General features: G+C 38.5%; 19 protein-coding genes. 11 read left to right on the forward strand and 8 right to left on the reverse strand.

All coding sequences use genetic code 11. From position 1 onward, the window contains the following. Positions 1 to 37: 37 nt before the first annotated feature. Entirely contained in the window at positions 38 to 1168 is a 1131-nt protein-coding gene (locus tag EO766_RS07550) for a redoxin family protein (RefSeq protein WP_074421191.1), read from the reverse strand. Positions 1169 to 1410: 242 nt separating this feature from the next. Here EO766_RS07550 and mgrA point away from each other — a divergent pair, with 242 nt between their 5' ends. Both mgrA and EO766_RS07560 read left to right on the forward strand, forming a co-directional pair. Next, the gene (gene mgrA / locus EO766_RS07555; RefSeq protein ID WP_074421190.1) at positions 1411 to 2409 is read left to right on the forward strand and encodes an L-glyceraldehyde 3-phosphate reductase; all 999 of its coding nucleotides are present in this window, start codon (positions 1411 to 1413) and stop codon (positions 2407 to 2409) included. A gap of 31 nt (positions 2410 to 2440) precedes the next feature. Beyond that, positions 2441 to 3646 carry a glycoside hydrolase family 27 protein gene (locus EO766_RS07560; RefSeq protein WP_075051595.1) on the forward strand — a complete coding sequence of 402 codons (1206 nt, stop codon included), beginning with the start codon at positions 2441 to 2443 and terminating at the stop codon, positions 3644 to 3646. A 3-nt stretch (positions 3647 to 3649) separates the two neighbouring features. On the opposite strand, the gene EO766_RS07565 is transcribed toward EO766_RS07560, so the two are convergent. The 4 genes from EO766_RS07565 to EO766_RS07580 all read right to left on the reverse strand — a co-directional run bounded on the left by EO766_RS07565 (position 3650) and on the right by EO766_RS07580 (position 8671). Continuing rightward, positions 3650 to 6034 (reverse strand): plasma-membrane proton-efflux P-type ATPase, encoded by a 2385-nt coding sequence (locus EO766_RS07565; protein ID WP_074420926.1) that lies wholly within the window; start codon positions 6032 to 6034, stop codon positions 3650 to 3652. 19 nt (positions 6035 to 6053) lie between these two features. Then, positions 6054 to 6509 (reverse strand): universal stress protein, encoded by a 456-nt coding sequence (locus tag EO766_RS07570; RefSeq protein ID WP_074420927.1) that lies wholly within the window; start codon positions 6507 to 6509, stop codon positions 6054 to 6056. Between the two features lie 146 nt (positions 6510 to 6655). Then, on the reverse strand, positions 6656 to 7567 hold the full coding sequence (locus EO766_RS07575) for a diacylglycerol/lipid kinase family protein (RefSeq protein ID WP_074420928.1): 912 nt from the start codon (positions 7565 to 7567) through the stop codon (positions 6656 to 6658). Positions 7568 to 7621: 54 nt separating this feature from the next. Continuing rightward, positions 7622 to 8671: a 3-oxoacyl-ACP synthase III family protein gene (locus EO766_RS07580; RefSeq protein ID WP_074420929.1), complete on the reverse strand. Its 1050-nt coding sequence runs from the start codon at positions 8669 to 8671 to the stop codon at positions 7622 to 7624. Positions 8672 to 8940: 269 nt separating this feature from the next. On the opposite strand from EO766_RS07580, the gene EO766_RS07585 reads away from it, so the two are divergent. Beyond that, positions 8941 to 9930, forward strand: coding sequence for an aspartate-semialdehyde dehydrogenase (locus EO766_RS07585; protein WP_074420930.1), 990 nt, complete (start codon positions 8941 to 8943; stop codon positions 9928 to 9930). Between the two features lie 82 nt (positions 9931 to 10012). Beyond that, positions 10013 to 11515, forward strand: a complete 1503-nt coding sequence (locus EO766_RS07590) for a bifunctional ADP-dependent NAD(P)H-hydrate dehydratase/NAD(P)H-hydrate epimerase (RefSeq protein WP_074418612.1) — start codon at positions 10013 to 10015, stop codon at positions 11513 to 11515. Here EO766_RS07590 and EO766_RS07595 read toward each other — a convergent pair. The 3 genes from EO766_RS07595 to ligA form a co-directional block, all read right to left on the reverse strand. Next, positions 11512 to 12180, reverse strand: coding sequence for a DUF2461 domain-containing protein (locus EO766_RS07595; protein ID WP_074418613.1), 669 nt, complete (start codon positions 12178 to 12180; stop codon positions 11512 to 11514). The two genes, EO766_RS07590 and EO766_RS07595, sit on opposite strands and share 4 nt — an antisense overlap. A gap of 91 nt (positions 12181 to 12271) precedes the next feature. Then, on the reverse strand, positions 12272 to 12850 hold the full coding sequence (locus tag EO766_RS07600; protein ID WP_068243435.1) for an NUMOD4 domain-containing protein: 579 nt from the start codon (positions 12848 to 12850) through the stop codon (positions 12272 to 12274). A 13-nt stretch (positions 12851 to 12863) separates the two neighbouring features. Continuing rightward, on the reverse strand, positions 12864 to 14978 hold the full coding sequence (gene ligA / locus EO766_RS07605; protein ID WP_074420931.1) for an NAD-dependent DNA ligase LigA: 2115 nt from the start codon (positions 14976 to 14978) through the stop codon (positions 12864 to 12866). Positions 14979 to 15126: 148 nt separating this feature from the next. On the opposite strand from ligA, the gene EO766_RS07610 reads away from it, so the two are divergent. The 7 genes from EO766_RS07610 (at position 15127) to pyrH (ending at position 21632) form a co-directional block, all read left to right on the forward strand. After that, the gene (locus tag EO766_RS07610; RefSeq protein WP_081299025.1) at positions 15127 to 15870 is read left to right on the forward strand and encodes an NUDIX hydrolase; all 744 of its coding nucleotides are present in this window, start codon (positions 15127 to 15129) and stop codon (positions 15868 to 15870) included. 130 nt (positions 15871 to 16000) lie between these two features. Next, complete coding sequence (locus tag EO766_RS07615) at positions 16001 to 17656, forward strand: amidase (RefSeq protein WP_074418630.1); 1656 nt, start codon at positions 16001 to 16003, stop codon at positions 17654 to 17656. Positions 17657 to 17971: 315 nt separating this feature from the next. Then, on the forward strand, positions 17972 to 18415 hold the full coding sequence (gene rplM / locus EO766_RS07620) for a 50S ribosomal protein L13 (RefSeq protein WP_074420932.1): 444 nt from the start codon (positions 17972 to 17974) through the stop codon (positions 18413 to 18415). Positions 18416 to 18443: 28 nt separating this feature from the next. Continuing rightward, positions 18444 to 18833, forward strand: a complete 390-nt coding sequence (gene rpsI / locus EO766_RS07625; protein WP_074420933.1) for a 30S ribosomal protein S9 — start codon at positions 18444 to 18446, stop codon at positions 18831 to 18833. Positions 18834 to 18884: 51 nt separating this feature from the next. Beyond that, the gene (rpsB, locus tag EO766_RS07630) at positions 18885 to 19766 is read left to right on the forward strand and encodes a 30S ribosomal protein S2 (RefSeq protein WP_068243447.1); all 882 of its coding nucleotides are present in this window, start codon (positions 18885 to 18887) and stop codon (positions 19764 to 19766) included. A 196-nt stretch (positions 19767 to 19962) separates the two neighbouring features. Then, positions 19963 to 20805 (forward strand): translation elongation factor Ts, encoded by an 843-nt coding sequence (gene tsf / locus EO766_RS07635; RefSeq protein ID WP_074420934.1) that lies wholly within the window; start codon positions 19963 to 19965, stop codon positions 20803 to 20805. Between the two features lie 110 nt (positions 20806 to 20915). Beyond that, entirely contained in the window at positions 20916 to 21632 is a 717-nt protein-coding gene (gene pyrH / locus EO766_RS07640; protein ID WP_068243449.1) for a UMP kinase, read from the forward strand. Positions 21633 to 21663 lie beyond the last annotated feature (31 nt).

The raw sequence follows: 21663 nt of genomic DNA on the forward strand, positions 1-21663 counted from the left end.
AGTAACGCTTTATGGTTAGGGTGTTACCATTTTATTTTTAATAATACCGCCCGATGTAGGGATTATCTACTATTGTTTTTTTCATCAAAGCAGGATTAATGGCTCCTTCTTTAGCATAAACAATTTTTCCGCCCGGTTCTACCAAAATGGTATAAGGCAGAGCGCCTTGCCAGTTTGGATCAATAGCTTCAATTAATTTATATTTGTCATCACTATTAAAAATATAATTACGGGAGGAAGCCTGCTGTGATTTTAAAAACTCCAATACCTTCATCTGTTTGGCTGGATCATCTGCACTAATGGAAATAAACTCAAAATCGCGGCCCCTATACATTCTATTAATGGTAATAAACTGCGGAAATTCAGTTACGCACGGGCCACACCAGGTAGCCCACACATTAATTAGTCGTAATTTATCTGAATGATTTTGTAATAAATACTGAATACTATCGGTGCTAATTGGATGTAATGTTACCGGTTCTGCCGCCCATTGTTGTTGTGCCAGGGTTATCCAATTACTTTTTTCGGCCCATTTAATTGAACAACCAAATACTTTGGTAGTAGTAACGGTAACGGGTTTGTTTTGCAAAAGTGCATCAATGGCATTGGCAGCATCAGTATGGTGTGGGGTTTTGCCCGGCTTTTCAACATCATCAACCCTACCTGAATAACGCAATTTTCTTCCTGCATCAAAAATAAACACATGCGGCGTAGCGATGGGGCCGTATTTTTTTGATACTTCCTGATTATCACCATCATATAAATAGGGAAAATTAAAATGTTTTTCGGAAGCCCTTATTTTCATTTCATCAAACGAATCACTAAGATCTGTATACCCTAATTCATCTAAACGAATCGATTTTGGATCATTTGGCATAATGGCAACCACGGCAACGCCTTTATTTTTGTAGGTATTGGTTAATGCAATAATTCTGTCTTCATAGGCCTGTGCAGTAGGGCAATGATTGCAGGTAAATACTATCACTAAAATTTTAGCATCATTGAATGATGCCAAAGTATAGTGTTTACCATCTGTAGCTGGCAAATTAAAATCGGGGGCGGCCGCACCAATGGCTAATGTAGGATGTTCATTCAAAAATAAATTGTCAGCAAAACTAATTTCAGCAATCGAAACCAATAAAAAAACAGGAATCAGGTACTTTAACATATGGCAATTTTTTAAATAAAAAGAACTGCAATTTCAGGTTCAAAAGGTACTTAGAAAAAAGGTAAAGACAAACAGTATTCTGAATAACTAAAACAATTTGATGAACATCAATTATTTTTAAACAAGTTTATCTTATGCCTGTACTATTTTAACTTAGTATCTTCTAAAACCTGAAGTTCAGTTACCATACACAAATAAGTACGCTATTTACCAACTTTATTGCACCATTTAAACAAAACAAAATGCATTATCAAGCAAGCCTTCATCGCTATGAAGCCATGGAATACCGCAGATGCGGCAACAGTGGTTTATTATTACCCGCCCTTTCTTTAGGTTTATGGCACAACTTTGGCGATATTGACTCACAGGCCAATGCCCGTGCTATTTTACGCTTAGCCTTTGATAAAGGCATTACCCATTTTGATTTAGCAAATAATTATGGGCCACCACCGGGTTCGGCTGAAAGTAATTTTGGTAAAATTTTTAAAGAAGATTTTTTACCCTATCGGGACGAACTCATTATCAGTACAAAAGCAGGTTGGAAAATGTGGGATGGCCCTTATGGCGATTATGGTTCAAAAAAATATTTAACGGCCAGTTTAGACCAAAGTTTAAAGAGAATGGGATTGGATTATGTAGATATTTTTTATCATCACCGCCCCGACCCAAATACACCTTTAGAAGAAACCATGGCAGCCTTACACTTAATGGTTCAGCAAGGTAAAGCCCTATACGTTGGTATATCCAGCTACCCGCCTGCCGAAGCCGAAAAAGCATTTCAACTATTGCAACAAATGGGTACACATTGTTTAATACATCAACCACGCTACTCAATGTTAGATAGATGGGTAGAAGATGGTTTATTAGATGTTTTAGAAAAAAATAGTGTGGGTTGTATTGCATTTTCACCATTGGCACAAGGTGTTTTAACCAATAAATATTTAAATGGAATACCTGTCGACAGCCGTGCAGCCAGCCATAGAGGTAATGGCGCTATTGAAGAAAATGTAATTACGCCCCAACTAATTCAAAAACTGAATGCGTTGAATGCAATAGCAGGTAAACGCAATCAATCGCTGGCACAAATGGCATTGGCCTGGGTTTTAAAAGATAAACGCATTACATCGGTACTTATTGGCGTTAGTAAAGCAGAACAATTAACCGACTCATTAATGGCATTGAACAATTATACTTTTTCACAGGAAGAATTACAAAACATTGCATCCATTCTGTCTGCATAAAAATAACAGTCAACCATGAAAAAAAAACAATATGAAAAAAATTACTTTGTTTTTGCTAATCATCTGTTCATTACAGGTGCATGCACAAAAAGTTCAGGGTCTTGCATTAACCCCGCCTATGGGCTGGAACAGCTGGAATACATTTCAAACCAACATTAATGAACAGTTGGTAAAAGATATTGCCGATGTGATGGTATCCAGTGGCATGAAAGATGCAGGCTATGAATACTTGGTATTAGATGATGGCTGGATGGCTATGCAACGCGATAAGAATGGCAATCTGATAGCCGATCCAAAAAAATTTCCTCATGGCATGAAAGCAGTTGCCGATTATGTACACTCGAAAGGATTAAAATTTGGTTTATACAACTGTGCAGGAACTAAAACCTGTGCCGGATACCCGGGAACCAGGGGCTATGAATACCAGGATGCCCGCTATTATGCAGCGCATGAGGTGGATTACTTAAAATTTGACTGGTGCAATACCGAAGGTATTAATGCAAAAGAAGCGTATACCACCATGAGTAAAGCATTGGCTGCAACCGGAAGACCCATTGTTTTCAGCATGTGCGAATGGGGACAAAATAAGCCCTGGGAGTGGGCAGAAAATGTGGGCCACCTATGGCGCACTACCGGCGATATTTCAAATGTATTTGCAGGAACCAAAGATATGGGCACCTGGCATGCGCTTGGTGTTTTAAAAATTATTGACTTACAAAAAGGCCTGCGTAAATACGCCGGCCCGGGACACTGGAATGACCCCGATATGCTGGAAGTAGGCAATGGTTTAACCGAAGCTGAAAACAGGGCGCATTTCTCTATGTGGTGCATGCTGGCTGCACCATTAATTGCCGGTAACGATTTAAGAAAAATGAGTAACGCAACAAAAAATATTTTGATTAACAAAGATGCCATTGCTGTTGATCAGGATAAATTGGGAATTGAAGGATTTGCCTACAAGGAAAAAGATAGTGTTGAAACCTGGTTAAAACCGCTTGAAAATGGCAATTGGGCTGTTTGTTTTTTGAATAGAAGCACAAAACCTGTATCTGTTGAAATGAATTGGGAAGAAAAACCAATTTATGATTATTTTTCAAAAGCAATATTAGATGCAACAAAAAACACGTACCAAATATTTAATATTTGGGAAAAACGGGTAGAAGGAAATACTCGGCACAGTTTTAAAGCAACTATTAATGGGCATGATGTAATATTGTTACAATTGAAAAAAGTATAAACATTATACAGATACCCGCAAACGGTGCAACAGCCATACTTTTATAGCATCATTAATTACCAAATTGCAAAACAAGAAATACAATAAGGTACATACTGCAGGTATTATTGGTAATACTGCAAAACCTGTAAATCCAACAGGCAGCAGTATCAGTACCAAAAACATATCTGCAATAATTACCCACAATAAAGTGTTACTAATAGGTTCTCGATAAAACCAGCCATTGGTACGTACGGTTAGTACCGCACAAATACCTGAATAAAACAATGTTGCAAAGCCAAGTGTGTGTAACATTTCCGGCTGTGTAATTTTAAAATGATGGGATGCCCATAAGAACCATACCAAACACTCTACAAACAATAATATACCTAAAACAAAACCTTTCAAAACCATAGGTTTTATATTCCAGTTGGCAGGCGATTTGCTCCATTTAACTTTATCAGTTGCCAATGCCAGCACTACAAAATCAATTAAAAATAACATTAATACCATATCAATGGGGCCAACAACAAAAGTATTAGTAATGAGGTAGGCCACACAAACAAACAAAATAGTTTGCAATGTTTTAGCTATTTTATTAACCGTGTAATTGGTAATGCGAACGTGTGTTATTCTGCCTACTCTAATTAAATCAACTATTTGCTTTAAGCCTGCCTGCAACAAAATAACACTAGCGGCCTGTTTTGCAACATCTGTGGCACTGCTCACCGCAATACCTACCTCAGCTTGTTTTAAAGCCGGCGCATCATTTACACCATCGCCAGTCATTCCTGTTATTTGTTTTTCCTGCTGCAATATTTTTACAATATTGTATTTATCTTCCGGTAAAACCTCGGCAAAGCCATCATATTCTTTAATAACGGTACCTGACTGCTGTAATGTTTCCCGTACTTCATTAATAGCAATAATTCTATTCCCCACTCCTGCCTGCAAAGCAATTTCTTTGGCAACCGGCAAAGCATCACCCGTAAGCATTTTTACAGTTACCCCCAGTTCTTTAATAGCAGCGAACATTTCAGCAGAATCTGGTCGAGGAGGATCATATAAAGCTGCAATACCCACTAATTGGGTAGTATTGTTTTTTTGAATGGCTACCGCAAGTGTTTTAAAGCCTTTGATTGCCCACGAATTAACTGTTGCATCTAATTCAACGTTTATAGTTGTACATAAGGATTGGATGGTAACATAAGCCCCTTTCATTACCTTAAAAACATCATTATTATGGGTAATGGTGGCTTCTGTTCTTTTAGCTGCAGCTGAAAATGGCGTGAAAGATTTTTGTTGATATTCCACTGTACTAATACCGGTAGATTTCATTTTTGCAAAAAAAGCCTCATCAATGGCATCATTATTAGCGGCTACTGAGGCTAATGTGCCGAATAATAAAACGTCATTTTCAGTAAAACCATTAGCAGATTTTAATTCTTGTAAAGAAAGTTTGTTTTCTGTAATGGTTCCTGTTTTATCAATACATAGCGTTGTTAATGTAGCTGCATCTTCTGTAGCACTTAAACGACTAACAAGTAATCCTTTATCAGATAACTCCTGCGATGCTTTAGCCATACTAATAGTAAACATGGCAGGTAAACCAATAGGTACTGCTGATACAAGCAATATTAAAATGAGAGGAAGCGTATTTAAAAAAGGCGCACCGCCCATCAATGCATCAACTACTGTTATACCCAACACAACTACTACTATAGAAAATAAAATCTGCACCACTTTTGTCACAATTTCTTCCATGTGCATCTTGTGTTTCGCAGTCATAATTAAACCGGCAGTTTTACCAAAGACAGTATTAGCAGCCGTAGCAATTACTAAGGCTGTACACTCACCATTTTTTACAATAGAACCTGAAAAAATTACATCGTTTATGCCTGCCTTAATTAAGGCAGATTCGCCGGTTAAAGCAGATTTATCTACCTGAATATCTCCCTCCATAACTTGCATATCGGCTATCAAAAAGTCGCCGGTTCTTATTCTTAGTACATCACCAGGAACAACCGCATGAGAGGGAAGATTTAGCCATTTACCATTTCGTAAAACCCTAACCGTTACAGTTAGTTTCACTTTTAATGATGCTACCGTTTTTGCGGCCCTTAACTCCTGCCAAAAACCAACTATTCCATTAAACAATAATAGTCCTGCAATAAGCCATCCGTCAAATTTTTTATGCAATAAGAAAGAAACAATTATTGTTATTTCTAACATCCAAGCTGTTAGACCCCAGAAATGGCGCAAAAAAAGCAAGAGAACAGGTGTTTTTTTCTCTACCACCTCATTGGCGCCAAATTTTTTTTGTAAGGCATACACCTGCTCATCGGTAAGCCCGGTATGTACATTGGTGCCAAAAACTTTCAATTGTTCCGGCAGGGTTATAGGGTTCATATACTAAAACATTAATAAACTATTGACCGGTAGGCACTATGAATAATGGTTTTTTAGTATGTTTCAAAATTTTAGCCGGTACATTACCTAATAGCAAAGTATCTAACCCACTATGGCTATGCGAGCCTATTACAATAATATCCGCATTATATTCATCTGCATATGATAAAATAGCGTCTGCCGTGTTGCCTTCAAGAATAAATGTTTTTACTTTATCATCGCCCAGATGTTTAACTGCGGAAGATAAAAATTCACCGGCCTGTTTTTTTAATTCTTCCACCAACTCAATAGTGTTAGCAGTATTAAAACCACCAAAACCCATAATGGGTGAATAGTCTACTGCATAATAGCCTGCGTCTGCCACCACATGTATTAAACAAACATCAGCCTGCATAGCTTTGGCTAACTGATATCCTTTTTCGGCAATTAACTGTGCAGAAGGATTGTAATCGAGGGCAATTAATACTTTTTTCATGTTGTAATTTTTAAATTTGAAAGAAAAAGGAAAATGCTTTTATTTGTTCATTTTCAATGCCTTGAATGTATTTTTTAAACAAATTTGTAAGATATAAATTTAAACGGATATACACCAAAATTTAAAGGCTAAAAATGTATAAAAAATTAGTTTAACACATTTGGTTGTAGCAAATGAAACGCATTCTGAATCATTTTAACTTCTATGATATCGCTACTATCAACCGGCTCTCCGTCTATGTGCATGGGGGCATGCTTTAAATTACGAATGGTAATGGCAGGTGCTTGAAAGTAAATAACGTTTTTATGCGTAATTTCATTTACCAATTCTTGCAAACGGTTATTACCTTTTATTTGTTTAAGTAAAGCAAAAGGTATTTTGGCTTTATTCATTTTTTGAATAATTACAATATCTAAAAGTCCGTCGTTTAAGCTAGCGGCTGGTGCAATAGTTAAATTATTGCCAAACTGATTACTATTGGCAATTGTAATTGCAAAGGCATCGGTATAAAATGAAAAATCGTTTAGTTGAACTTCAAATTGAAAAGGCTGTGCTTTAAAAAAATTGATGAGGCTTTCTTTTGTATAAGTAAATAATCCGCGCTTTGAGTTCATAGCAAAACGATGTGCCACCTGGGCATCAAAACCTAGTCCGCTAAGCATACAAGAGTAATAATGATTTAAAGTAAACGCGTCAACAGGTTGTGCTTTACCATCAAAAATAATTTTTAATGCAGCTTTTGGTTTTTTAGGAATATTTGCCGCAAAGGCTAATCCGTTACCTGAACCTACGGGTATAATGCCAAAATGAACTTTGTAATGGCGCAAAGCCTGGGTAACCTGATTAACGGTACCATCGCCCCCGGAAATAATTACATCGGTAATACCTTCGTTTTCAATTTTATCTTTTACTATATCATAATTAGCAATGGGCGAAGTTGGTAAAATTTCAAAAGGAATATTTCGGGCACTTGTTTCAGATTCAATTAACTGAATAAGGGCGTCTTTCTTAGTGGCACCTGAAATGGGATTCACTAAATAAATAATTTTACGGGCCATGTTTGCAACAATTAGAAAATAGAGAATACAAATGGAATGAAACCGAAGCAAGCATTACCATTTTAGTAATGCACTTGCCCAGGTAAATCCGCTGCCAAAAGCAGCCAAACAAACAAGATTACCTGTTTTTATTTTGCCTTGCTCCCAAGCTTCGCAAAGGGCTATGGGTATAGATGCCGCTGTTGTGTTGCCATAATGCTGAATATTATTGTATACTTTTTCATCGGGTAATCCCAATTGCTGTTGTACAAACTGCGCTATGCGTAAATTGGCCTGATGGGGGATTAACATATCCAAATCGGCCGGCTGATAATCATTGGCCTGCAAGGCCTCTTTAATTACTTCCGGAAATTTTACCACTGCTTTTTTAAAAACGGCGGGGCCATCCATGAACGGAAAATTCTCTGCATTGTCTATCATAGCATGACTCATAAACATATCTGCAATGGGTGCATCATTAAAGGTTGCATAATTTTTAGTGCCCCAATAGTTGGCATGGGTTCCGGGATTATACATGGCTAAAATTTCAGCCGATTCACCATCACTATGCAAGTGTGTACTTAAAATTCCACGATTTGTATCTTCACTTGGCTGCAGCACCACGGCACCGGCACCATCACCAAAAATAACACTTACATTACGACCACGGGTGCTAAAATCTAAACCAAAGCTGTGTTTTTCAGAACCTACCACCAATATATTTTTATACATGCCGGTCTTTATAAACTGGTCTGCTACACTTAATGCATACACAAATCCACTGCATTGATTTCTGACATCCAAAGCACCCACTTCTTTCATTTTTAAAGCACGTTGCAATAAAACACCGCAACCGGGAAAATAATAATCGGGTGAAAGGGTGGCAAAAACGATAAAATCAATGTCCTGAGGCGTAATTCCGGAACGCTCAATGGCTATTTTAGCGGCTTCTACACCCATTGTAGTTGTGGTTTCATTGGTACGGTGTGCATATCTACGCTCTTTTATTCCTGTTCTTTCCTGTATCCAGGCATCACTGGTATCCATGTATTGCAGCAAATCATTGTTCGTTATTACTTGTTCAGGAGCATACATGCCAATACCAGCAATTGCAGATCGTATCATAATTCTCAATTTAGAAGTGAAGGTAAAGCAAAATAATTTTGACGGAATGAATTTTGAGTCTATTTTCGCACCCGCAATGAATAAAGTAATCTATACCAAACGTATCAAAAAACCTGTTTAGCGGGAAGGTACTTTGTTTGTGTATAGGCAACATAAATTAAAACCTTCCCTTCAAAGGAAGGTTTTTTTATTGTTATACACTTCATTCAATAAACATAACACAGAGCGTAAAGCAAGCAAACATCATTTATTCACAAAAAAAACAAACAATGAAAGTAGCCGTAGTTGGAGCTACCGGTTTAGTAGGCTCAAAAATGTTACAAGTTTTGGAAGAAAGAAACTTCCCCGTTACTGAATTAATTCCCGTTGCCTCTGAAAAATCTGTTGGCAAACAAGTTATTTTTAAAGGGAACCCACATACTGTAGTTGGTATGGAGCAGGGCATTGCAGCCAAACCGGCAGTTGCTATCTTTTCTGCAGGCGGTGGTACTTCTTTAGAATGGGCACCCAAATTTGCAGCAGCAGGCATTAAGGTAATTGATAATTCCAGTGCCTGGCGCATGGATCCTTCTAAAAAATTAGTAGTGCCTGAAGTAAATGCCAACGTGTTAACCAAAGATGATTTTATTATTGCAAATCCAAATTGTTCTACCATTCAAATGGTAGTTGCTTTGCAACCCCTTCACAAAGCCTATACCATACAACGTATTGTGGTAAGTACATACCAAAGTGTTACCGGCACAGGCAAAAAAGCGGTTGACCAGTTAATGAATGAAAGAAAAGGTATTCAGGGAGAAATGGCTTATAAATACCCCATCGACTTAAATGTAATTCCTCAAATTGATGTGTTTTTAGACAATGGTTACACCAAAGAAGAAATGAAAATGGTGAATGAAACCAAAAAAATTATGCAGGATAACAGTATTCGCGTAACGGCAACCACCGTTCGTATTCCGGTAGTGGGCGGGCATAGCGAAAGTGTAAATATTGAATTTGAAAAAGAATTTGATGTAGCGGAAGTAATAAACTTGTTGAGCAAAGCACCCGGAGTAATTGTACAACAGGATGATGCTGCACAATTATACCCCATGCCGCTTTGGGCGCATGAAAAAGATGAAGTTTTTGTTGGCCGTATTCGTAGAGATGAAACACAGCCCAAAACTTTGAATATGTGGGTAGTGAGCGATAACCTGCGCAAAGGTGCTGCTACCAATGCCGTTCAAATTGCCGAATACTTAATGGATAATCATTTGCTGTAGTATTATGGATTTTATCTTTTTACACCTTCCTTAAAGTTTTAAACTGGCGGGAAGGTGTAATTTTTTTGAATAAATTTAGGGTATGAAGTTATTATCGGCTGCACAACTGCAACAATGGGATGCATTTACCGTGCAACACGAACCCATTGCATCTATCCATTTAATGGAACGGGCAGCATTAGCCTGCACCAAATGGCTATTACAGCAAAATTTTATACAACAACCTGTTTTTATTTTTTGCGGCAAAGGCAATAATGGAGGCGATGGATTAGCCATTGCCCGCCAATTATTTGAGGCCGGCATTATACCATCCGTTTATATTTTGGAATTTGGCAGGCCAGGTACCGATAATTTTCAGGAAAATTTACACCGGCTGCATATATTAGGTCTGGCTGTTCAATATATTTCTACAGAAGCTTTATTACCAATTATTCCTGAAAATGCAGTGATTATTGATGCATTACTCGGTGCAGGACTGAATAAACCACTAAGTGGCTTATATGCAATAATTGTACAGCATATCAATAAAGCTCATTCAATAATAATATCCATCGATGTTCCTACAGGTATGTTTATTGATAGTAGTGTAAATGGGGGTACCGTTGTAAGTGCCCGACATACCCTTTCTTTTCAATGCTATAAATTGTGTTTTTTGGCAGCCGAAAATGCGCCCTATTTTGGGAAAGTACATATTTTGGATATTGGGCTACACCCCCAATTTCTACAAAAATTGGATACTACATTTTCAATGATTGAATTGGATGGCATACAACAATGCATTTCCGTTAGAAATCCGTTTGCACATAAAGGCGCATTTGGACATGCATTACTCATTGCAGGCAGTACAGAAAAAATGGGTGCTGCACTCATGGCAACGGGTGCTGCCTTGCGAAGCGGATGTGGATTGGTTACCACTCAGGTGCCTGCTCAAGCTGCTGCTACATTAAATATTCGCTATCCTGAGGCAATGCTATTAATGAGAGAAGCCGGCTTGAATGATTTTACCCCTTATACATCTGTAGGTATTGGCCCCGGATTGGATGTGAATGATGCATCAGTATTACTGCTTCAACAGCTAATAGCGCATTATGATCAACCTATGGTTATTGATGCAGATGCCCTCAACATTATAGCACAACATAAAGATTGGTTGCAACAATTACCGGCCGGAACCATTCTTACACCACATCCTAAAGAATTTGACCGGGTATTTGGTACATCGGCTAATGAATTTGAAAGAATTGAAAAAGCAGTGCAATTATCTGCTGCCCTTGCCATTACAGTGGTTTTAAAAGGTCATTATACATTAGTAGCACATCAGGGAAAGGGTAGTTTTAATACCAGTGGCAACGTTGGATTAGCCAAGGGCGGTTCCGGCGATGTTTTAACCGGCATTATTACAGCTTTACTGGCACAGGGTTATGCGCCGCAAACAGCTGCACAATTAGGTGTGTATTTACATGGATTGGCAGCTGATCTGGCATTAGAAATCCAATCAGAAGAAAGTTTACTGGCAACCGATGTAATTGAAAATTTAGGCAAAGCATTTTCTTATTGCAAACCGACTGACTTTTTTAATCATTAACCTTCAATAGCACGATTTAAAAAATGAATAACCGGTTGCAGTGCTTCAAAAGCCCGGATAACTTTTTGAAGCAGGACTTTATTGGTTAAATCCTCATCCAATAAGGGTTTTGTGGCAATCCAGCTTTTCAGTTTTAAATAAGTAATAGCCGGATTTTCTTTATCATAACCTTTGGGTTCACGCTGTAAAAACATGCCTTCTTCTCTGCTTAAATCGCCGTACTGCTGTTGAAAAGGTTTTGCTTTAATGATATTTCTCCATTCATCCCAACAATAATCAATTTCCTGCCGTACTTTTTGGATCACTTCCTTTGCCGGCATCCAAAGACCGCCACCTACAAAACTTTTTCCCGGTTCCAAATGAAAATAATAGCCTGCCAGGATTGATTTTTTGCCACCCTTGCTAAATGCAGCGCCCATATTGGTTTTATAAGGACTTTTATTGGTACTGAAACGCACATCGCGATTGATGCGAAAAATACAATCTTTGGAATGCAGCGGTAATAAATCGGGTTCCACCTTTGAAAAACCGGATAGTATTTGTGTTGTGAATGCAATAAAATCGGCTCGTGCCGCATCGTATTTTACTCTGTTTTCATTGAACCACTCTTTGTTATTGTGCTTTGCCAAGTGTTGCAGAAAACGGAGGGTAGATAGTTGTAACATATACAAATAAAAATGTTAACAAGAAACGCAAATGGAATTCCGTTAACAAAACAAAGTATTGAATAAAATATTTTATCAATTCAAAAATAGGTTACACTTTAACGTGGCCCCAGTTTTCACCCCGCTTAATACGTGTAATGGCCATTTCGCTTACGCCATATTTCTCGGCCAATTGCTTATAGGTTAGTTTACGCTTGGGGTTAGCTAGCATTTTTTTAATATCTTTCACCTGAGCAAGGGTTAACTTCAATCCCTTTTTAAGTTCAGATGTTCTTTGAAGCAGTTTTTTTCTGGCTGCTTTTACACGGGGGTTATTTTTATTGTGCTCAATCACTTCTTCCTGAGTAGCCCATTTTAAATTTTCGGCACGGTTGTCTTTTTTATTATGATTGAGATGAATAATAAATTTTTCGTTTGCCTTAGGTTTTTTCAGGAATAACTCGCCCACAGCTCTGTGCAAAAGAAAATGGGTATAACTATCCTTTACTTTCAGGCGAATGATGCGATAACCCTCTATCGCAGAGCCTTTTAGCAGGGTGCCGTCTTTTTTAAAATTGGTGGTAAAAGAGGCAATTCTTCCCATGTTGCTTACCATGTATTTTTTTTGAAGGGCATCTGAGTTCGTAAAGGAGAACTGGCGCCACTTTTCGTTGGGTAGGTGTTCAAACATAGTTAAAGGTTATTTATTGTTGCAATAAAGATAGAAATTCATTTTCATCAATTATCTTAATTGTATTAATCTTTTTTGCTTTTTCCAGTTTCCCTCCCGCATCTGCCCCCACTACCAGGTAATTGAGCTTGCTGCTAACACTGCCAACAATAACGCCCCCCCGTTGTTCTACCATCTCTTCTGCCTCATTTCTTTTAAATTTGGTGAGTGTACCTGTAAATAAAAAACTTTGCCCTTGCAGGGTGCTGCTTTGCGTTTCTGTTCGTTTTTCGTTGTAACACTGAATACCCAAAGCCTCTAATTCTTCTAACATAGCCATATTTTGGCGATTGCTAAAAAAATGACGAATACTGTCTGCTACTTTAACGCCAACATCTTCTAATTGTTGTAGCGCCAATGTATCCATTTTTCCCAAATCGAACAAATGGGTAATAGCATTGGCCAATGTTTTGGCAGTTGTTTCTCCAACAAAACGTATACCCAACGCATAAATTAACCGGTGAAGTGGTTGCTTTTTAGAGGCTTCAATGGCTTGCTGTAAATTATCAACCGACTTTTTTCCAAATCCTTCCAATTGTGCAATAGCAGGAAAATCGAGTTTATAAATGCCCGGAATATCTTTCAACAGCCCTAATTCATAAAAACGCCTGATATTAGCTTCTCCCAGGCTTTTAATATCCATGGCATCTTTGCTCACAAAATGAACCATTCTTTCTACCACCTGAGCCGTACATTCTATGTTTACACAACGCCAAACCGCTTCACCGACTTCTTTAAATAGTGGGCTATGGCATACCGGGCAATGGTTAGGGAAATGTATGGCTTTTTCATGGCCGGTTCTTAATTCAGGTAACGATTTTACAATTTGCGGTATTACATCGCCGGCTCTTTCAATTAATACGGTATCGCCAATTTTTAAGTCTTTGTCTTTGATGTACTCTTCATTGTGTACCGATATACTGGATACCGTTACCCCGCCAATGGCTATCGGTATTAGCTTTGCCACCGGTGTAATGGCACCTGTTCTGCCTACCTGAAACTCTATCGAATTTAAAATGGTAGTGGCCTGACGTGCTTTAAACTTATAGGCAATGGCCCACCGTGGGTGGTGACTCGTCATTCCTAATAGATCCTGTAATGATAAACTGTTCACCTTTACCACCATGCCATCTATTTCATAAGGCATTGTATCACGTAAATGCTCAAAAGCTTCAACCTGTTCTATCACTCCATCAATGCCTTGTACAATTTTTTGCTCTTTTACCGGTGCATGCAATCCACATTCCCAAAGCAATTGTAACATGCCTGCATGGGTTTGTAATAAAGCAGACGCGTTTACTTCGCTATCAGCAAATTTTGTGTAATAACTTACGTGATATAAAAATGCTTCCAGGTTGCGTTTAGCAACTTCTTTGGGATCTTTCATCCGTAAACTTCCCGAAGCGGCATTTCTTGGATTTGCCATGATGGGTAAACCCTGTTCTGCTAATTTTTCATTATACAGTTCAAATGCTCGCTTACTCATAATTACTTCACCCCTTATTTCAATTAACTGAATACCATGTTTAGAAAAAGGCGCTGTTAAGGGTATGGAACGAATTTGTTTGATGTTGTTGGTAATATCCTCTCCTTCTACCCCATCGCCACGGGTAACAGCGCGAATTAAAATATCGTTTTCATATACCAGTGAAATGCCGGCACCATCAAATTTTGGTTCCAGTGTATATTCAACCACGGACAAATTGGTCAATTCCCGTACTTTTCTATCCCAGTCTAACAAATCGGCTTTATTATAACTGTTTTCCAAACTTAACATGGGTACCAAATGGGCTACCGTTAAAAAGTTTTGATTCAAACTATTACCCACCCGTTGTGTAGGAGAAACAGGCGTAATTAATTCCGGATGCGCTTTTTCAGTTTTTTCTAATAACTTATACAACCTGTCATATTCATAATCACTAATCAGGGGGGTGTTGGCTACATAATATTGGTATTCATGAAATCGCAATACTTCACGCAACTCTTCAATATTTGCAGCAGCATGCTGCATTGCATCAGGCGCCGATTCCTTTTGAAGCCATTGTTGTGTTAAACGTGATAAACTATGAATATGCTCCGTGTTATACATGCTAAAAAATTAACTTCAAATTTACTGCCTTGCACATAAATTCAATTTTTTTGCCCATGTAAAATTTACACAATGCCTAAAAGTATTACCTTCATTGCCCCAAAATTCCCATACATTTTTTAAGATGTAAGGAAAATACTTGCCAACAATGAAACTGAACAACCACCAAACCGAATTGCCGGAGAAACGGCCACTGATTACCGATGTTCATGCCTTAGTTAATTCCTATCCCCGTGTACCTATTACGGTTGACTGTGTAATATTTGGATTTGACGGACAAGATTTAAAGGTTTTATTAATTAGGAGTGACTTGGAAATGTACAAAGGTAAATGGACCTTGTTGGGCGATTTTGCAGAAGACAATGAAGAATTAGACGATGCAGCTTACCGGGTTTTGAAAATAAGAACGGGCATGACAGATGTGTATTTAGATCAGGTACGCACTTTTAGCAAACCCAACCGGCACCCGGGCGGCAGGGTGTTAACCGTTGCCTATTGTTCTTTACTCAACATACAACACCACGAAGTAAAAATATTAGACAATGAGTTGCACTGGCATAGTGTAAATTCTATCAAAGAAATGGCTTTTGATCATAAAGAAATTTTAGATACCTGCCACCAATGGTTACAAAAAAGAATTCAGGAACATCCGTTGGGCTTTAATTTATTACCCGAAAAATTCTCGCTTCGCGAATTACAGAATTTATATGAAGCCATTTTAGGCATTGAATTAGACCGCCGTAATTTCAGAAAAAAATTTGCTGCCATGGGCCTTTTAATTGATATAGGTGAAATGGAACAGGATGTGCCACACAGACCCGGCAAATTGTATAAGTTCAATTTCCAGAAATACGAAAAGAATAAACGCAAATGGATTGGTATTGATTTCTAAAAAAGGTTCCATAACTTTCCGTTGCAAGAAAAGCACATTTGTGTTCACAGGTGAAATGGGCAGTACATGATAGTTTAATACCCATTGCTGCATTTTTTCGCATCATTCATTCTAACCAAAACACTTAAACATGAGAACAATCACCATTTTATGCTTTTTCGCCTTACCCTTATTTCTTCAGGCACAAAAAGATACCATCCCCACTGAACAAATTAGCATAGCTGCCGGATTAGCCGATCTTTCTTTTACCCAACAGGAATTAGATTCCATGCAACAGGGTATAACGCAATTTTATCACACTTACCAATCGTTACACCGCCAATCACTGCCTAACGATGTGCCCATGAGCTTGTGGCAAAGCCCGGTAGTAGCCGGCATGCATTTTTCTAATCAACAATTACCTATTCATTGGGAAATGCCTAAAACAGTGGTATTACCCACCCATTTAAACGAATTAGCATTTTACTCCATACCTCAATTGGCTTATTTAATTCAACACAAAAAAATTACTTCGGTTGCACTCACCAAATTTTTCATTCAACGCATCAAACAATTTGGCGATACCTTGCAATGCGTTATTACCCTTACTGAAGATTTAGCATTGCAACAAGCCGCACAGGCCGATGCTGAAATAGCCGCCGGCAAATACAAAGGCATGTTACATGGCATACCCTATGGATTGAAAGATTTATTTGCTGTAAAAGGCTATAAAACTACCTGGGGCGCAGCACCCTACAAAAACCAAACCATTGATGAAAATGCTTTTGTATATGAACAATTACGCAAAGCCGGTGCCGTTTTAGTAGCTAAATTTACTTTAGGGGCCTTGGCCATGGGCGATTATTGGTTTGGCGGACGCACCAAAAATCCATGGGATTTAACAAGAGGGTCATCCGGTTCTTCGGCAGGTCCAGCAGCCGCTACTGCAGCAGGATTGGTACCTTTTGCCATTGGCACAGAAACCTGGGGAAGTATTGTTTCGCCTTCATCCACATGTGGCGTTACCGGTTTACGCCCCACATTTGGCAGTATTAGCAGAACAGGCGCTATGACGCTTAGCTGGAGTTTAGATAAAATTGGCCCCATTTGCCGCTCTGCAAATGATGCGGCTATTGTATTTAATGCCATTCATGGTACCGATGGAATAGATGAATTGGCTGTAAACCGCCCATTTAATTACACGCCTAATAAACCCATACAAGCTTATAAAATAGCGTATTCCAAAAACTATTTCGATAATATAACCGATACCTCCAGAAATGAATGGAAAGTGTTAGAAACATTTAAAAAAATGGGGGTTCAATTAATTCCCGTTAATTTTCCCGACAGTGGGGTTTACAATGTCAATATTATGAGTATTGTAATTGGTGCTGAGTGTGCCGCTGCTTTTGATGCATTTACCCGCGGTAATTTAGATGATGAAATGACCCGGCAAAGCCGTTACGACTGGCCCAACCAGTTTAGAGAAGCTAGGTTAATACCCGCCGTAGAATACATCAATGCCAATAGGCACCGTTACTTGCTGATGCAAAAAGTAAATGCATTACTGCAACAATACGATGCAGTTATTTGTCCCACCCGTGGCAGTGGCAACCAGTTGGCCATTACCAATTTAACAGGCAACCCGGTGGTTTGCGTTCCCACGGGTTTTGATAAAAGGTTTCATTTACCCACCAGCATTACTTTTATTGGTAATTTATACGATGAAGGCACACTGTTGCGCATTGCAGAAGCTTATCAGCAGGCAACACCTTGGAACAAAACCTATCCTAAGCTATTTCAATAAAGATGAATAAGTTTTAAAGACTCCGGCAGCTTTTCACAGCTGCTTTTTTTATGCCATCATTCATGGGAAATTACTTTTCATTGTACAATCAAAACAAAAAAGCAAAATAAAAAGCACCTAAAAAAGGCAGTTTTATAACACGATGAAAATTTTTAATCAAAATTTTTATTGAAAATCAATTAGTTATGAAAGCGCTATTAAAAAAGATCGTCAAGACACTAAAAATTCAACAATAGAACACCTACCTTTGCCATCCCAAAAAAATGGGACATTCGCCGGGGGGATAGCCCCGATATCATTTAAACAAACCATATTATGAGTCATCTTCATTTCACTACCAAGCATGCAAACGCGGCTACCGTTAAGCACAACTGGTATGTTGTAGACGGTACTAATCAAACCGTAGGGCGCATTGCTTCAAAAATTGCCGCTGTATTAAGAGGCAAAAACAAAGCATACTACACACCGCATGTAGACTGTGGCGATTATGTTATTATCATCAATGCCGATAAAGTTGTTTTAACCGGCAATAAAATGGATGATAAAATGTACATTAACTTCTCAGGTTATCCCGGCGGTAAAAAAGAAGAAGCAGCCAAAGATTTATTAAAACGCAGACCTGAAGTGCTTTTAGAAAGAGCCATTAAAGGCATGCTACCTAAAAATCGCCTCGGCCGCAAAATGTTCAATAAATTGTTTGTTTATGCAGGCAGCGAGCATCCACATAGTGCACAACAACCCAAAGAATTAAAATTTTAATCTAATTTATAACATCAATTCCAAATAAATGGAAAAGCAAAAAAACGCAGTTGGTCGCCGTAAAGAAGCCGTAACCCGGGTTTTTATTAGTAAGGGTGAAGGTAAAATTACCGTGAACGACAAAGATTATAAAGAATATTTTCCTTTGGTTTACTTACAAAACCAGGTAGAGGCCCCTTTAAAGACTGCTGAAGTAATTACCAAATTTGATGTAGTTATCAATGCACAAGGTGGTGGTTTAAAAGGCCAAGCCGAAGCAGCAAAATTAGGCATAGCCCGTGCTTTACTAGAAGTAAACCCCGAGTTTAGGCCTGTATTAAAAGCCGCCGGATACTTAAAACGTGATCCCCGCAGTGTTGAACGTAAGAAATTTGGTCATAAAAAAGCCCGTAAGAGCTACCAATTCAGCAAACGTTAATCAGTATTGGATTACGCAAACCCTATCATTCAAACTATTTATACAAACACAATGGAAAATAATACTTCACTACAGCAGCAGTTGTTAGAAGCCGGTGTGCATTTTGGCCATTTAAAAAAGAAATGGAATCCTAAAATGTTACCTTACATCTATGCAGAAAAAAAAGGGATTCACATTATTGACCTGAACAAAACAGTAGACCATCTTCAGGAAACAGCCGCCGCTATGAAGCAAATTGCCAAGAACGGTAAAAAAATTATGTTCGTGGCTACCAAAAAGCAGGCTAAAGAAATTGTGGCTGAATGCGCAAAACGCGTAAACATGCCCTTTGCTACTGAACGTTGGTTAGGTGGTATGCTCACTAACTTTAATACTGTTCGTAAAAGCGTTAAAAAAATGCAGAGCATTGAAAAAATGCTGAACGATGGCAGTGCAGACAGCCTAACCAAAAAAGAGCGCCTTACGCTTAGCCGCGATAAAGAAAAAATGGAAAAAGTATTAGGTGGTATTGCCCAAATGAGCAGACTGCCCGCAGCTTTATTCTTAGTAGATATTGGTGTAGAACATATTGCTTTAGCAGAAGCCAAACGTTTAGGTATTACAACTTTTGGTATGGTAGATACCAATTGCGATCCTAACAAAGTTGATTTCCCTATTCCGGCTAATGATGATGCCACTAAATCAATTGCCATCATTACCAATTATTTAACCGCTGCTATTGCAGAAGGTTTGGCAGAACGTCAGGCAAATAAAGAAGAAGAAGATACCAACGATGATGCAAACGAATTAGAAGCAAAAGCACGCAGACTGGAAGCTGAAGCACAAAGTGAAGCCGCACGTACCCGTAAAGGTGGCCGTGGTGCAGAACCAGGTGCCGGTGCACCAAAACGCAGAGTGCCCAACAGTCGCAGACCTGCAGGTGGTGGCAGATAAAATATATACGGTACATTGAGCCCGAATGAATCATTTATTTTGTGCCCGGCTGTAGTAATTTATTCCAACTTCCGTTGCGTCGCACACTGCAACACCTGTACTTTCTTCAACATTTCATAACCTGTAAACAACACAGCGTTTATAAAAGTATAGGTAACTTTGCAAAAATTTTTTCAATGACTAAATAATTTTACAAATGAGTACATCCGTTTCTATAACCGCAGCCGATATTAATAAATTGCGCCAGGCAACCGGCGCTGGTATGATGGACTGCCGTAAAGCTTTAACCGAAACCAATGGCGATTTTGAAGCAGCTATTGACTGGTTGCGCAAACAAGGTCAGAAAGTTGCTGCTAAACGTAGCGATCGTGAAGCAAAAGAAGGTGTTATTATTGCAAAAACCACTGCCGATAATACAACCGGCTTCATTGTATGCATTAGTTGCGAAACTGACTTCGTTTCAAAAAATGCCGATTTTGTTGCTTTTGCACAATCTATTGCTGATGCAGCAGTGGCCAACAATGTAAAAAGTGCTGAAGAATTAAACGAAGTAATCGTAAACGGTGCCAAAGTATCCGATTTAATTAATGATAAATTAGCTGCTATCGGCGAAAAAATAGGCATTCAGAAATTTGAAAGAATTGAAGCACCTTATGTTGCCTCATACATTCATGGTGCCAACCGTATGGGTGTGTTGGTTGGTTTAAATAAAGCCGCTGCTGAAGCAGGTAAAGATCTGGCCATGCAAATTGCAGCTATGAACCCTGTAGCAATTGATGCCGACTCTGTTCCTGCAGATGTAGTAGAAAGAGAAAGAGCCATTGTTACCGAACAAATTGCCGCCGATCCTAAAATGGCCGGTAAACCTGCAGAAATGATTGCTAAAATTGCAGATGGCAAATTAAATGCCTTCTTTAAAGAGCAAACATTACTGGCGCAGGCATTTGTAAAAGATGGCAGCAAAAGCGTAGGCGATTACCTGAAATCGGTAGATGCTGATTTAAAAGTAGTTTCTTTTAAGCGTATTGCATTGGGATAATATAATTTATTATGACTATATTTTAAAGGGAACCCACAAGGTTCCCTTTATTCATTTTGAAACTTCTGCAAAAAATCAGGTTATTTGCAGTATAATCAATTCTTTTAATTATGCTGCCTAAATACAAACGCATTTTACTGAAGCTATCCGGAGAAGCCCTTGTTGGTGATGTAAAAAATGGTGATCCCTTCGATCCAAAAATCATTGAACAATATGCACAAGACATTAAATTAGTAACCAACCTTGGTGTTCAGGTAGCCATTGTAATTGGAGGCGGTAATATTTACAGAGGCATGAATGAAGCTGAAAGTGGTATTGAAAGGGCACACGGCGATTATATGGGCATGCTGGCAACTGTAATCAATGCAATGGCCATGCAGGCAATGCTGGAAAAAATTGGCGTATATACCCGTTTACAAAGCGCTATTAATATGGAGCAGGTGGCCGAACCCTATATCCGCAGAAAAGCATTGCGTCATTTAGAAAAAGGTAGGGTAGTTATTTTTGGTGCCGGCACAGGCAACCCTTATTTCACTACAGATACTGCCGGTTCATTAAGAGCCATTGAAATGAAAGCAGATGTTATTTTGAAAGGTACAAGGGTAGATGGTATTTACAACGCCGATCCCGAAAAAGAACCCAATGCCAAAAGATTTGAAAATATCAGCTTTCAGGAATGTATTAACCAAAACCTGAAAGTAATGGACATGACAGCTTTTACACTCTGCATGGAAAATAAATTACCCATTATTGTTTTTGATATGAATAAACCGGGTAACCTGCTTAAAGTAGTAGAAGGAATGAATGTAGGAACACTGGTACAGTAACCCTTCATCCGCTCATAAAATTTATTTGATA

Source organism: Hydrotalea sp. AMD (assembly GCF_004100315.1).
In the GTDB taxonomy this organism is placed as follows: domain Bacteria; phylum Bacteroidota; class Bacteroidia; order Chitinophagales; family Chitinophagaceae; genus Hydrotalea; species Hydrotalea flava.